We start from the raw sequence: 13,281 nt of genomic DNA on the forward strand, positions 1-13,281 counted from the left end.
ATCGATCTCACAACGTCTACCTGTAACTCATGATGATCGGACGAACTTATTTTCCGTCCTTTTTTCCTTTTGGGTCTTTCTTGTCAGTTGGATCTGATTCTTTCACGTCTTTCTCGTAACCTAAAACACGATACATAATGATTTCCATGATCAAATCTCTGTCCCATGCATCGATCCCATCTAAAAGGACAGTGCCTGTTAAATCTTTATCATCAAACAAGCCGGCTACAAACTCAGCTCGGAATTCTGTAAGCTCCCTAGCCGGAGGAGCAATATCATTGCCTTCGTCATCCTTCTTGAAAAGTTTTGCTTCACCATCCGTGTAATCTAAAGCTTTTGAATACGGTACGTGGCTTTGTGTGAAGGTCTTTCTTGTTCCATTGATCATTAGATCCAATCTGATTTCTTTTCCAATTTCTGACATGTATAATTCCTCCTATTAATCAAAAAATAAAAAGGCTAGTCCGAAGACTAACCTTTGTCATATTACTGTCCACCACCACTTGGAGGTGTAACAGCGCCACCAAGAACGGCAGTTTTTAGTTGAGCGACTGCAGCCGTCCCAAATGCACGTAAGACTTTAACAGTTTTATCATTTTCACCAATGGTAATTTTTCGAGAGATTGCGTTGTAAACATACTCGCCCGCTTCTGGTGTAAAGTCTTCATCGTTTTTAGTGGCCAATGAAAAACCATCACGATTAAACGACCCGGCTACCATAGCAAAAGCAACTGGTTCACCATATAAATCTTCTGCTTCAGCGACTGCAGCCATATAAGGAGGATCCGTTTCATCACCGAAACCGTCAATACCTTCCGCCATTTTGATCAATCCTAAGATTTCTTGTTCAACTTCTACAGGCACATCCAGTAAACCAAAGTTTGCAGCTACTGATCCGGTACCTTTTTTGGACAAGTAATACTCAACGTTACCGGCAAATACTTTCACCGCTTCTTTGGATAGCCCTGTTAAGTCGAAGGCAGTAGGTCCACCTTCTTTTTGTTTACCTTCTAAAATGTGAATTTCCGCTGTTGTATCTGGTTCTAAAGCTGTAGTAAGTTTTCGAACCGATAATTTATCAAAGCCATAAGTTTCCATTTATAAATTCCTCCTAATAAAATAGACACCGATTAATAATCAGTGTCATGAATTTGTGTGTTTTTTCGATAACGTCTTGCATCCACAAAGCGTTTTGTTTCTGAGAAATATTCGTCAAGCCCACCACTTAACTGAGCATAACCAAATTTCCACATCGCAGCTTTCACTGCTTTAGCAATTTCTTTCGTCAAAATCCTTGATTGAGTTTCAACGTTAATTTGATAACTGAACGTTTGCGACATCTCTTTGTTGGCTGCATAGTAAGCACTAGTTGGCGGCCCAAGTGGTGTATCGATGATAATAAAAGGTTTGGTCGAATCGAAGCTTTCAGGTACTTCATAGAATTTGATGTTCTTTGCAGTCACCTCTTTTGCAATCGTAGGATCAGCAGATAAAACATTGTAGACTTCCATCATCATATCTTTCATCGTGCTAACTCCTCCAATTCTGACCGCATCTCTTCAAATGCAGATCCTTCTGTTTTATCAACAACCCCTTGTAATTTTCCCATCCCTCTAGGGCTAATGTACTTGCCAAACCGAGTAAAGCCAAACTCACTCAAATGCACTAAGCGCCATCTTGAACCTCGACCCCAACCAACTTCGATCGTTTTAGGCGGCCCTTTTTTCACTCCGGAAACAATTACTGTGTCATGAGTTTCACCAGTATCCATGTAACTGGATACCGCCTCCTGCACATCTTGCTGCAGTTTTTGCCCATAGTTCTTAAGCGACTTATTTACGATTCGATTGGTTCTTGCAGGCCCAAGATTGGCTTCGAGATTCTTTAGAATCTCATCCACGCCTTTAACTGAAACGCTCATGAAGTCACCCCCAAGATGATTTTAAGAAAATCGTTATTCTCAACATCAGGCGCAAAATCTACAATATCCCATACATCATCTTTGTATCGGAAATCATCCAAGACTACTTTATGCGCATTGTTTGGCAAATAGTCTGTGAATGGATCTCGAATCTTGATAGTGACAGCTTTTTTTGTTCCTTTGCCGCTAAGAATATCTCTATCCTTAGAAGAAGGATTGTAGACCAAGCAAGTACAGTAATACAATTTCTTGTGGTCTTGTTCACCCGGTTCAGGTCCATCGTTTGGTTTTACTTCAAAAAAAGTAACCGGCGTATTCAAATCACCGGCTACAATTTCAGGTCTTTCATATTTTGTTTTAATCGGCAACTTGATCACCTACCAAGTCAATTGAAGCGTCCATGATCATCATCTGAAAGTTGTCGTAAAAGTATTCGAGCGCCTCGTTCCTTAAATAACGAGTGCGCTCATAGACTAATTCTTTGCCCTTTTCATACTTTGTAGGATCAAACTCTCCAATAATTGATTTGATATCGGCAAACCCACTTTCCAGTTGTTTGCCAATACTTTCATCTTCGGATGAATGAAAAATACGAAAGCGATCTTTGAATTCATCAATAAAAACTGGATCGTTCATTCGTTATCCCTCCAATAGATCAATTAAATCTTGCTTCTTAGCGTTGCTTGCATAATCAATTGCACGCTCGTCTAACAACGCTTTTAGTTCTGGAACCGTAAGGCTAGAATAGGCTACAGTCGCCATACGAGCGTTAGGCGTTGTTACTCCCCCGAGCCACCGCTAGTTGGAATAGCAATGTCATAGACTTGTGCTGCATAATTATCAACAGGCTTACCGTTACCCAACATGTCAATGGCATAAAGGGTTGCACGTTTCATCGCAAACGTCTCTTTGTATTCAGAAATCTTTTCAGGCTGAGACTGAGTAGCATCATAGCCATTTTCGATAAATACAATTAGCTTGTTCACAGGAACATCAACCGATTGGATAATGTGATCAGGGGAAATGAATGGCATGTTCGTCACGAATACCCCATTTGCATTTTGGATCGTTAGCCGTGCAACAATATCGTAGTAGTTGACTGGGTTGATAATTAAGTAAATCTTACCGTCAACCACACGTGTTTCATCAATAGCATTTGTGTCACCAGTACCAATTGAATGTTTGTAAGAAGCCATTTTTTTCATAACAGCTGCAAATTCAGTAACCATCGAAGGTGCATCTTTGAATGTCAAAGTACCAACGCTGGCTTTATCCGGATAAACCCCACCAACAACGGCTCCATCTAAATCTTTCAACAAACCAATCGGTTCGTCTTTACCGGTACCAGTAACAATTTTAGTTGCCCAAGCATCTTTAACCGCTTCTGTTAAGCAAAGGCGTACATAACGGTTAATCCATCGAGCACCTAAATGCAGCGTGTCATTTGAAATTAAGAAGAACGCAGTTAAGGCGATCTGTGTTGCTTCTTCCACTCCGAATTCAGCATCTAATTGCCCTTCAAGATCTTTATGCAATGGACCGAAAACGGCAACCCCTTTGCGGCGAGAACGAATTGTTTTAGTTAAACCAACAGTAGGTGTGAAATTCACTAGGCGTAAAATAGGATGTTCTTTTTGAAGATCTTCAAATACACGCTCGAAAATCGTCACTGGCCATGTAATGTCCTTGTCGAAGCCACCGGCTTTTTCTACTTCATTGTAGAATTTAGTTTCTTCTGCTGTTAAAACTGGAATGCCACGTGATTGAAGGATTTGGTTGTCAGTGACGTTCTTCAATTCTTCATATTCAGCACGTACTTGCGATCCTGCATCTTCTGCAATCGCAGTGACATAAGCTTCTAAAGCGTCGTTTACTTGTTCAGGTGTTGCATCTTCTTTTGCAGAAATAGCGTTAAAGACTTTCTTCGCATCTGCAGTTTTGTCTGTAATTTTTAACATAGTTTATTCTCCTTTTCGCAATCGTGCGATTAATGATTTTGGTTTTGGTTCTTGTTCCACTTGATTTGTTACAGGTTGACTTAAACTAGCCATAGCAACTGCAACGGCATCTTGGATCATTGATGCAATATCTTGCGGTTCTTCTTGAGGTTCGGCACGTTTTACAGAATTAGCAAATCCGAATTCGACTGCTTCGTCTGCCGTGAACCATTTTTCTTCATTCATCCATTCACGCAACTGATCAGCTGATTGACCGGTCTTGTCTGAGTAAATAGCCAAGATAGAATCATCGATCGTTTCCAAAGCGTTCAATGTTTTTTGGATATCCTGTTTATTACCCCATGCGAATGTTGAAGCTTCGTGAATCATCAATGAAGTGCCAACATTCATGATCACTTCGTCAGCGCCAGCAATTATGAAAGTTGCTGCACTAGCTGCCAAACCAGTTACTTCGACAGTGACATTTGATGGGTGATCTTTTAGGTAGTTGTAAATTTCAATCCCTTCAAACACATCGCCGCCAGGACTATTTAGTTTGATCACAATATCATCTGTGACTGTATCCAGTGATTCTCGGATATCTTTCGCATTAATGACATCATCATCACGCCAATATTTCTTTTGGACATTGCCACTCAAGGTGAGAATGTGCTTTCCATTTTGGATCTCGTTGGTAAATTGAAACGGTACTTTTTTAACTTTCGGCATTTTTGTTCTCACCCCCTTTCGTTACTTTTTCATAGTTCTTAGTCATAATCAGTTGCTGTCCTTCGCCATTCGGCAACGGATCATAGTCAGTCACTTCACGCACTTCATCACGCAAGAACGTTCCGGAAGAAACGATCTTATCAATCTGAGTGGCATTTTCCAGAATGCTGACAGGTAATACTTTAGAAACTTTGATACGCTCACCGTTCTTGTATTCTTTTTTTGTAATGATTTTCGCCATTAATTCATCCTGAAGCTTCTTCATCAGTGGTGCGATACACAACTTCCGAAAGGCTTGAAGGTTAGAATCAAGGTCAGCTTTTTCACCATAAATAAGCGCCGTAGGAACTCCTATGGCGTTGGCTACATCATCGATCAACGATGTTTTCATTTTGTTTAGCTCATCCAGTGACTGATTGGAAACCCCTTGTTTGTTGGTGTATTCCTCGTACTCGAATCCTTTGATTTTTGCTACAATTGCTACGGATTTTGTTTTGAATGCATTGTAGACCTTGTCAATATACTCTTGTAATCTTTGACTTCGTGTCTTGCCGTCTTTTCCTTTTTCTTCGTTAATACTTCCGGTCGAATCGATAGACACCGATCCACGAATTTGATTGTTTCGCATTGCAATTTCAATGATTCGCCCAAATAACTCGGAATAGTCTTCGAACAAGCCCTTTGTAAAACGATCAAGTTTATCGTTGTTGTATTCAATGTAGATCACATCTGACATATTGAAGCTTTTTTGAAACACATAGTTCTTTACTGTTACTCCAGTGAACACATCATCATAAACGGCGTATTCTGTACGAGAAAAATCATCAGCTATCAGCAATTGGTTATCTTCAGTAAAAATGACCAGCACTTCGTTGTCGTCCATAAGTCGGTAGAAAAACTTTTCCCAGAACGTTGCAGCCGACATATCATTGTTGGGTCGAACATTCAAAATGTATTCCCAGTCAGCAGTACCATCTTTGTTTTTGAACTTTACTTCCAGTGTGGACATTGTCCTTGCTACAAAATCTAGCACTGTGTTCTTTGCCATGATTTTCAGATACGCTCGAGCGGATTCATCATCACCATAGACGAGATCTGGAATCCAGTCTGAGGGTTCTTCATTACGTATGGACTGCTTAAAGACATCAAATAAACTCACATATTTTCACCACCTTTCAATCGGGCAAGATGTTTTGAGCAATTTTTAAAACGGAATACATTTATTTTCGAATTTCTTATATGCATCAAAATAAAGTTCATCTTTGTCACCGTTGTAGGTAATTTCATAGTACATCCCGTCAGAAATAGTAGTTCTTAGTAAAGCTTTATTATTTTGAAGCACCTTAACTTGCCAGACTACAAATACGTCAAAAGTTACTTCGTGATCACTTTTGTCCAGATGTATGATTGCATATTCTTCAACCAATTCTCGACATCTTTCAATAAATGCTTTCTCATCCATAAAATTCACACTCTCCATATTTTTTAGTAGATGTTACTTATACGATTGACTTTAATTTAACAAAGTCATTGCCATCCAAATTGTTGTACATTTCTTCTGCTTTTTTCTTACTAAAGAAACTAACAATTTTAATTTGCAAGATTTTCAAATAGATAGTTTTCTTGATTTTTAAGTTAATTGTCACATTCCCATGATTCTTTTCTTCTCCCACGAAAACCACTCCTTTTCTATTATTTTTATTTAACGCATAAATGCGAGATTTCAGGATCACCTTCACTTTCCGGCAAATCGTCTACCCGATTTATTTGGAATCTGTTCAGGTGGTTTCTTCTTGTAACCCAAAGGCGTCGTAGTTACTTTAGTGAAATAAACTGTGTTGCCAGCCATTACGTTTTTCGTTTTTCGCTCCACGTTTAGATATTGAGGTTTATACATAATGATCACTCGCTTTCTCTTATATTAATTGTAAGCATTACCAAAAGTGATATAATAAATTAATCAGCTATGCACAAGCTGAAATAAATATAAGGAGGATATAATGATGACTAAAGCATACTTAGCAACCTACGATTTAAATAGTCCTGGACAGAAATACGAGGAAGTTATTAAACTATTTAAGGGTGAGTTGAGCAGCGCTTGCTGCAAGTATTGGGAATCAGCTTTTTTATTTACTTCTGATTTAACACCATCAGAAATGATGGAAAAACTAAAACAATACTTAGATAATGGTGACAAAATGATCATTATTGAAGTAGTCAATAACAAAAATGGTTGGCTTACAGAAGATCAGTGGAAATGGATAAATCAAAACATCTTTTAAAAAAACTAATGAACAGGATAGAGAACTTTTTCCTGTTCATTTTTTTAGAATTCAATTTCATCCAACATGTCAAAAGCATCATCATAGTCGTAGTCAATGATTTCATCTGCTCGCCATAGGCAGTATTCAAAAGCCTTGAAACCGTCTGTCTTACGACGAACCTCTTCTTTCTTCTTATAGGATTTATTTCCATCACCGTTAGTCTTAACTAGCACATTGTTCGTATACCAGCGCATCAATGGATTATCACCAAAGATAATGTGATTATTGGCAAATGCATCTTCAATCCTTGGCGCTAGTAAATTATCAGCAGCTGTTGGATTTCTGATCACTTCGATTTCAAATCCTTCCTCCAAAAACAATGGCCGCAATAAATCCATCCGGAAATTATCGGCTACTATTTTCGTTATGCCGTATTTCTCACGTTGTTCAACAAACCATCCGACAACTGTTTTAGGATCGATTGTGGGCCCATCTATGACCGTCAGCAACCCTTTTTCTTCCCATTCCCTTATCGGTGCAAATTTTTCTTTTGTAGTTTCAGAAGCCTTACGAGAATACCCATAGTAAATATCCACAAATTGCTTTCTAACGAACGAATGGGTCTTGAATACATAATCATCCTCATCACGAAACAAAAGCCCACAAGCGGCGAAATCACGCAGACTGGCATAGTCTAAGCCGCCAATGGCTTGTTTGCCGATGAGGTTTGTTGGTAATGGTCTGTTTGTTGCCAGAATCTCTTCACGACTAGCTACCGATCGTTCTAAGTCTGTGACAGGTAAATTCATACGTTTTGTCATGAACTCTTCTCGGTTGCTTGGATCGTCTTCCAAATCCTCGTATTCTTCCATAACAGTTTCGTAAAGATTGTCCGCATACTCTGACAGTGGCTGATGAAACATAGGATTGGCTAATTCCCAGTTATCAGGATCATTGACCTGATCTTCTGAGTCCAGTTTGCAAATGAAGGGAAAAAGAGCATTGAAACGGACTGAACCGCTTAACACTCTTTTCGCTTTTTCTTTCATGTTGTCCAAGAATCCCTCACGAACATAACCGTCAGTACCCACATAAAACTCTCTCGGGTTCGGACGTTTACCAAGCCCACTGATATGGACTTTTACATCTTTGTTCGATTCATATCGATGGATTTCATCAAAAGCTACTGCTCCATCACGTAATCCATCTTTTGTATCGCCATTACTAGTACGGAATTTTATCTTGCTTCCAGTCTTTTTGCTGGTGATCACAGACTTGCCATATTCGAAAGCCTTTTGTAAAGTCTTATTCCGCTTGATTGTATTGTATATCTCTTCGAATGAAGTTTTCGCTTGATCCTCACTATTTGCTACAATCGAAATGTTGTAGTCCATGATGCCGTGCATTTCGGTTTGCAGAAAGTTTAGGACCACAGATAACAACCCGTTTTTTCCTCCGCCACGACCAAACATCCAAAGAAACTTACGGTAAACATTCCGGTCATTCTTTTTGAAATAAAAAAAGATAAATGCGATTAAGAACTTCTGGAAGGGCTGCATTGGGAAATACCATTTCTCACCATAAGCAATGCACTTATCAATCATCACATCATCGAAGTAAACATCATCTCGACTAAGAACATCACGTTCTAAATACTCAATTAAATTTGCTCGCTCTTTGTTAAACTTTATTTTTCCTGATTTGAATTGCTCGATATAGTAATCAACGTGTTTTTGATGAATCATGTTAGATCACTCTCATCGTAATCATCTTGATTATCAGTGACTACTTTACCGTTCAAATCATCAAGGTTAAGGTCTTTACCAAGGGCAATAATTGCACGAGAAATCGTAACTTTTTGAGCGATTGCTGGGTTAGTTTTAAGATACGTTTGAGTGCCGTTAAAGCCTTCGACAATTGGTCCGTATTGCTTAACAGCTTTATCCATTTTTCGATAAAGCTTAACTAAATCAAGGTATCTCTCAACTTTTTCAAGTTCCATCTGATCGTTTACATCAATCTGTCTTAGCAACTGTTTCTTTAAATCTGACATCTTCAAAGGCTCTCACCCCCCTAGCAAAGAAATTTTAGTCGTAAATTTGGACAGTTGACCCCTCCCACCGGTTCCCTCGAGTGGGGATTTGATGCGAAACATTTCGACCGGGGGTCTTATATATCAACGTTTTAAAATAAAAGTGGTGAGCTATCCCAATTTAGAGATTTCTCACCATTCATTCTGCATCTTGTTCACCTAAGTGATAATCGATTCGCATATAGATGTTCCGACCGCCAGCTTCATCAATCGTTGGTGCATTATGTTCATCTTGAAACATTGCATCTTCCATGATTATTTCTCCGCTGGCAACCGCTCGTTTAAATGAATCTAATCTTTTAAGTGTTTCGTTCAAGAATTTTACTTGTTGATCTTTGGTTGTAGATGTTTCTTTGCTCATTGGTTCAGTACCTCCCCAGTGATTCGATCAATAGATAATACTTTCTGTTTAGGGTCATCATTAGTCACATAAATAAATGTAGCCACATTGGTTCCCTTCCCCCATGCATGGCTTGTTACATAGTGGTTCGTCATTGATACAACCCCAACCTCTTGGCCTTTAATGTAAAGCTTTGGAACTTTCACGTTTAAATCAAAGCTTACATCCTCTTTGGTTAATGGTTTCTTCGAGTCCAAGATATCCTGTCGCTTTTGTTTCCAAACATCACCTTCGAAAAACAGCCTGCAATAATCCATGTATTCTTCATCACCTTGTTCTTTGTAAGGATGAGCATGAGTACCTGCTGCATATCCAATAAAAGAACTCCTTAAACTTTCACTGGTAGTTCGTTTAATTTGATTAAACGCCTTCTCCCATCCCTCATGTAGCTTCGAAGAAAAGTGAACAGTCACATTGCCGCCTTCAACGAATTGCTTAGTGAAATTTTCGTAAACTACATCTACGATTTTGTACTTAAGCAATGCTGACTTAAGACCTAATCCATCCGCTGCCAATTTATCAACCAGTAGTTTTTTTCCACCAATACCATCAGCATTAGAGGTTGTTACTACTGCTTCGGGATATAGTTCCTTAATTCTAGTCATCAAAGATTTATTTCTTGGAGCGACAATAATAGTGTACCTTCCGTCTTCAACGTATTCCTTTAGTGTGTTATAAGATGTCAAATTCATCGTCCCACTTTCTTTTCTTTGGTTGCCCACGATAGTTCATCCGATCGTGTCGCTTGTTGTGGCAGTCCTTGCATAACGTTCTTAGATTGTCTGGATCAAACGCAAGCTCTGGATTTGTTTGTAACTCTTTGATGTGATCGACTTCCAGTATCGAATCATACTGTGTAGTCAGTCTGCCTTCTGCTTTACACCACTGGCATTCATAATGATCCCTTTCAAGTATTGCCTGCCTTAGATTTCTCCACTTAGTCGATCCATAAAACCTAGCTCGATCCGCTTTGGTTTTAACAACAGGTATCATTGTTCTTTGGCTAACTGCTCAACATAAACATTTACCAAGGCTCTTTGCACTTGTAATATTCCATCTACTCCTAGCTGTGTAACATCGAGGTTCATACGTTCTTTTATAAACGTTGAGTTGACAGGTGCCTCAAGTGATCGCTTCATCATGTAATAATTCAGTGCTGCAAGTTCATCTACCTTCAATCCGTACGCCGTGATGACTTTCCAGAACAGATCAGCAATAGCATCCATGTCCTTCTCTTCTCGTAACTGAGTTAGCATCTTGATGAAGTCATCTTGTTTTTCTGGAACAGATTTCTTTTTATGGTCCTGCGGTTTCTTCATTTCTATCACTCCTTTTGGACAAAATAAAAAGCCACTCTCATTGAGTGACTTAGTGAATAATATTGGATTGTATTTTATTTTCCTTCTTTAGCTTTATCCCACTCGATTTTTAAATATTTACGAAATATACTTCTAATTTCAGCAATATTGCCTTTTAAATCATTCTGAGTATCAAGCAAAATTTTGATTTTTAATTGGACTGGAAAATTGTTATCTACAAGTGTTTCAAAATTTCCAAGTGATTTGGGAATCATCGTAACTGCGTCCTCAATTTCTTGATGTTCCTCTTTTTCGCTAAAATACAGTAAGACTTTTTCTGAATACTCATTTATGGAAATTCTGCTTTGTTTAATTAAAACTACATTTTCATCAAAAAAAATAGATAGGTCACTCGGATTATCGGGAGGATTCAAACCTAAATCAGATGCATTCATTAAAGCGGCAGATTTAATCATTTTTTCTAATATCAATTCTAGTTTTGATAATTCAGAAATATATGTAGACACTAGTTCTCTAACTTGACTAATCCATTCAATCCTTGCTTTAGCTTTTAAATCTGCATCAATTTTTTGCTTAACCATTATTTTTTCAAAATCATTTTTTTGAACGAGCATATTTTTTTCGTTTTCTTTTTGAGCCAAATTCATCTTTTCATTATCTTTAGCTTGCTTCTTATTTAATATCACATTGACAATTAAAGTTATTAGAGTTCCCAAAAACGGTACCCATAAGTTCCACCATTCCATTTCTCTCACCTCCATCCAAGGAAATCATACAATTTCCAACAAATGAAAGCAATAACAAAAAGACAACACTAGCGAATTTTGAAATGAGATGATCCACCTCTTTCAAAAAATTGTGCTGTCTTTCGTATCCGTCAAAGAAGTAAAGCGATGAGGGATTAGCCCCCTTTCGGTATTTGGATTAGTGTGAGTAGCCCAATAACCGACTCTCCGTTTCTTCTACGTTATTACTATAACCCGTTTAAATCAAGAAATATACACAGGCTTTGAGGTCGCATTTTGTGGCAATGTCAAAACAAGCTTAATTGATCTTGGTCTGCTGAATAATAATCAATTTCTTCTTGCTTCTTCAAGCGTTCCTCTCGCCGTGCCTCATACTCATCCACGAATGATAATGTCTTGCGAATCTCTGTATGGCGCTTTCTGATATAAGATACGCTGTAGCCTGTAGCATCTGCTATATCATAAACATCCATGTCATCAATATACTTTAACTTTACAATTTGGACGTCTGCCCCACTGAAGGAATCGATCAATTCCAACAGTTCAACTTTTTCTTTTTCAAGCAACGCAAGTTCATTCTCTATGATTCTGATGTTTTCTTCTAACGATGATGATCTTGAATTCTTTTCAAGGCGCACGTTTGCTAAATCACCGTTGACCCATCGATCCAATTCCAACCTACTCTTGTTAAGATTCCATTTCATGAAGAGTATTTGTTCTTCTAAGTCTTGGTAGTTTTTAAGCCATTGAAATCTCACAAACGCCACCCCTTTATGGTAAAATAGTCTTGTCACAGGTCACTTACCCAAAAGGTAGTGGCTTTTTTATTTATCAAAATGTGAGCCATGTTGATGTTCTTCATCAATGATCAAACTCTTCAAGGTCTTACCAAGGACTTTTTTATTTATGGTTCCGTTCGCCTTGGCTTTTTCTAGTAACTTACGCTTCTTCTTTTTTACTTTCGGTTTTTTCTTTGGCAATGGCTTGCTTCTCCTTTTCATCTAATTCTTTACCGAAAATCACACTTGCGAATACTGTGGCAAAAAATGCTACGACTACTAACACTGCAAAGTCCATCATTTATCCCCCTGCTTCCATCGCATCCCTGACTAACGGATCGTTAATAATAATCTTGTACTTCATCTGCTCATACTGCAGTTGCTGTTCTAGCTTCACTATCTGCTTTTGTTGGTCAATTATTGTATAGGATAGCCAACTCAAGCCTGCGATCGTCAGCAGTATTGATATCATAGCTAGTACTGTATAATGATTAAATTTCATTGGCTGGCTCCAATAGTTCTGGGTTCTCGTAGATATTGCCACATACACCGCAATAATCTTTGATGTTATATAGCCAATCCTCATCCCCTGCTGTGAAAGTTCCATTCTCGAAAACTATTTTTTCATAGTAGTGATATCCATGTTCAGAATACTTAATTACTACTATATCTCCCTCGAAAATCTCCATGCCGTTCTTGTCTTTCAAGCCTGTTGATTGCATGAGATACTCTGGTTTCACTTCTATCCAACCAAAACCATCGGTAGCCTCAACCAAAACCTCACCATCGCCGAATCGGTTACTCGTCACTCGGACTTGATCATTCATAAATTTCGTATCTGGTTCCCACGCTCTAAATTTTGGTATCATTTTATCCCTCCTGTTTGCTATCGCTGACGATTGCGTAATTAATTTTTGTTTATCAAAATTTCTTCGCAATAAATATTTAGTTTAAGACTTGAATATGCTATCCTTTATTTTGAGGTGATTAAATGGCAATTTTTTTAGATATACTCAGCATAATCGGATTGGTAAGTTTACTAATACTTTTGTTTCAAAAAAATAATTTCTTTGATAAACTAAATACCGTTCAGA

Annotated in this window: 24 protein-coding genes; 1 reads left to right on the forward strand and 23 read right to left on the reverse strand. The window is 38.3% G+C overall.

Going from position 1 to position 13,281, the window contains the following annotated elements:
* Positions 1-46: 46 nt before the first annotated feature.
* From gpG to IGK14_RS13635, 12 genes are all read right to left on the reverse strand, one after another.
* Complete coding sequence (gene gpG, locus IGK14_RS13580; protein WP_438712446.1) at positions 47-424, reverse strand: phage tail assembly chaperone G; 378 nt, start codon at positions 422-424, stop codon at positions 47-49.
* A 62-nt stretch (positions 425-486) separates the two neighbouring features.
* A complete protein-coding gene (locus tag IGK14_RS13585) occupies positions 487-1,098 on the reverse strand; it encodes a phage tail protein (RefSeq protein ID WP_010749279.1) in 612 nt (203 codons plus the stop codon).
* 32 nt (positions 1,099-1,130) lie between these two features.
* Complete coding sequence (locus tag IGK14_RS13590; protein WP_147735961.1) at positions 1,131-1,526, reverse strand: hypothetical protein; 396 nt, start codon at positions 1,524-1,526, stop codon at positions 1,131-1,133.
* Positions 1,523-1,921, reverse strand: a complete 399-nt coding sequence (locus IGK14_RS13595) for a hypothetical protein (protein WP_438712448.1) — start codon at positions 1,919-1,921, stop codon at positions 1,523-1,525. Before IGK14_RS13595 ends, IGK14_RS13590 begins: the two co-directional genes overlap by 4 nt.
* Positions 1,918-2,289, reverse strand: a complete 372-nt coding sequence (locus tag IGK14_RS13600; RefSeq protein WP_196044599.1) for a phage head-tail adapter protein — start codon at positions 2,287-2,289, stop codon at positions 1,918-1,920. Before IGK14_RS13600 ends, IGK14_RS13595 begins: the two co-directional genes overlap by 4 nt.
* Positions 2,279-2,557: a phage gp6-like head-tail connector protein gene (locus IGK14_RS13605; RefSeq protein WP_148394780.1), complete on the reverse strand. Its 279-nt coding sequence runs from the start codon at positions 2,555-2,557 to the stop codon at positions 2,279-2,281. Before IGK14_RS13605 ends, IGK14_RS13600 begins: the two co-directional genes overlap by 11 nt.
* 3 nt (positions 2,558-2,560) lie before the next feature.
* The gene (locus tag IGK14_RS13610) at positions 2,561-2,683 is read right to left on the reverse strand and encodes a HeH/LEM domain-containing protein (protein WP_438712450.1); all 123 of its coding nucleotides are present in this window, start codon (positions 2,681-2,683) and stop codon (positions 2,561-2,563) included.
* Between the two features lie 17 nt (positions 2,684-2,700).
* Complete coding sequence (locus IGK14_RS13615; RefSeq protein WP_438712451.1) at positions 2,701-3,879, reverse strand: phage major capsid protein; 1,179 nt, start codon at positions 3,877-3,879, stop codon at positions 2,701-2,703.
* Positions 3,880-3,882: 3 nt separating this feature from the next.
* Positions 3,883-4,587 carry a head maturation protease, ClpP-related gene (locus tag IGK14_RS13620; protein WP_216448668.1) on the reverse strand — a complete coding sequence of 235 codons (705 nt, stop codon included), beginning with the start codon at positions 4,585-4,587 and terminating at the stop codon, positions 3,883-3,885.
* Positions 4,574-5,746, reverse strand: a complete 1,173-nt coding sequence (locus IGK14_RS13625) for a phage portal protein (RefSeq protein WP_438712454.1) — start codon at positions 5,744-5,746, stop codon at positions 4,574-4,576. The genes IGK14_RS13620 and IGK14_RS13625 overlap by 14 nt, the downstream gene beginning before the upstream one ends.
* Before the next feature lie 45 nt (positions 5,747-5,791).
* Positions 5,792-6,049, reverse strand: coding sequence for a DUF6275 family protein (locus tag IGK14_RS13630; RefSeq protein ID WP_438712455.1), 258 nt, complete (start codon positions 6,047-6,049; stop codon positions 5,792-5,794).
* A gap of 37 nt (positions 6,050-6,086) precedes the next feature.
* Positions 6,087-6,260 (reverse strand): hypothetical protein, encoded by a 174-nt coding sequence (locus tag IGK14_RS13635; protein WP_200127913.1) that lies wholly within the window; start codon positions 6,258-6,260, stop codon positions 6,087-6,089.
* Between the two features lie 330 nt (positions 6,261-6,590).
* Here IGK14_RS13635 and IGK14_RS13640 point away from each other — a divergent pair, with 330 nt between their 5' ends.
* A complete protein-coding gene (locus IGK14_RS13640) occupies positions 6,591-6,869 on the forward strand; it encodes a hypothetical protein (protein ID WP_438712457.1) in 279 nt (92 codons plus the stop codon).
* 44 nt (positions 6,870-6,913) lie between these two features.
* Here IGK14_RS13640 and IGK14_RS13645 read toward each other — a convergent pair whose 3' ends face one another.
* The 11 genes from IGK14_RS13645 to IGK14_RS13695 all read right to left on the reverse strand — a co-directional run bounded on the left by IGK14_RS13645 (position 6,914) and on the right by IGK14_RS13695 (position 13,056).
* Positions 6,914-8,596: a terminase TerL endonuclease subunit gene (locus IGK14_RS13645; RefSeq protein ID WP_438712458.1), complete on the reverse strand. Its 1,683-nt coding sequence runs from the start codon at positions 8,594-8,596 to the stop codon at positions 6,914-6,916.
* Positions 8,593-8,904, reverse strand: a complete 312-nt coding sequence (locus tag IGK14_RS13650; RefSeq protein ID WP_147735977.1) for a P27 family phage terminase small subunit — start codon at positions 8,902-8,904, stop codon at positions 8,593-8,595. Before IGK14_RS13650 ends, IGK14_RS13645 begins: the two co-directional genes overlap by 4 nt.
* Before the next feature lie 178 nt (positions 8,905-9,082).
* A complete protein-coding gene (locus tag IGK14_RS13655) occupies positions 9,083-9,304 on the reverse strand; it encodes a hypothetical protein (RefSeq protein ID WP_438712460.1) in 222 nt (73 codons plus the stop codon).
* Positions 9,301-10,065 (reverse strand): hypothetical protein, encoded by a 765-nt coding sequence (locus IGK14_RS13660; protein ID WP_438712462.1) that lies wholly within the window; start codon positions 10,063-10,065, stop codon positions 9,301-9,303. The genes IGK14_RS13655 and IGK14_RS13660 overlap by 4 nt, the downstream gene beginning before the upstream one ends.
* The gene (locus IGK14_RS13665) at positions 10,016-10,336 is read right to left on the reverse strand and encodes an HNH endonuclease (protein ID WP_438712463.1); all 321 of its coding nucleotides are present in this window, start codon (positions 10,334-10,336) and stop codon (positions 10,016-10,018) included. Before IGK14_RS13665 ends, IGK14_RS13660 begins: the two co-directional genes overlap by 50 nt.
* Positions 10,333-10,662, reverse strand: coding sequence for a hypothetical protein (locus IGK14_RS13670; protein WP_438712465.1), 330 nt, complete (start codon positions 10,660-10,662; stop codon positions 10,333-10,335). The genes IGK14_RS13665 and IGK14_RS13670 overlap by 4 nt, the downstream gene beginning before the upstream one ends.
* 74 nt (positions 10,663-10,736) lie before the next feature.
* A complete protein-coding gene (locus IGK14_RS13675) occupies positions 10,737-11,408 on the reverse strand; it encodes a hypothetical protein (RefSeq protein ID WP_438712466.1) in 672 nt (223 codons plus the stop codon).
* A 287-nt stretch (positions 11,409-11,695) separates the two neighbouring features.
* Positions 11,696-12,166 carry a hypothetical protein gene (locus IGK14_RS13680; RefSeq protein ID WP_231435122.1) on the reverse strand — a complete coding sequence of 157 codons (471 nt, stop codon included), beginning with the start codon at positions 12,164-12,166 and terminating at the stop codon, positions 11,696-11,698.
* 181 nt (positions 12,167-12,347) lie between these two features.
* On the reverse strand, positions 12,348-12,485 hold the full coding sequence (locus tag IGK14_RS13685; RefSeq protein ID WP_438712467.1) for a hypothetical protein: 138 nt from the start codon (positions 12,483-12,485) through the stop codon (positions 12,348-12,350).
* A gap of 3 nt (positions 12,486-12,488) precedes the next feature.
* The gene (locus tag IGK14_RS13690) at positions 12,489-12,689 is read right to left on the reverse strand and encodes a hypothetical protein (RefSeq protein WP_438712469.1); all 201 of its coding nucleotides are present in this window, start codon (positions 12,687-12,689) and stop codon (positions 12,489-12,491) included.
* Positions 12,679-13,056, reverse strand: a complete 378-nt coding sequence (locus IGK14_RS13695; protein ID WP_010748236.1) for a YopX family protein — start codon at positions 13,054-13,056, stop codon at positions 12,679-12,681. Before IGK14_RS13695 ends, IGK14_RS13690 begins: the two co-directional genes overlap by 11 nt.
* Between the last annotated feature and the right edge of the window lie 225 nt (positions 13,057-13,281).

Source organism: Enterococcus sp. DIV0970a, assembly GCF_051711265.1.
Lineage (GTDB): Bacteria > Bacillota > Bacilli > Lactobacillales > Enterococcaceae > Enterococcus_D > Enterococcus_D casseliflavus.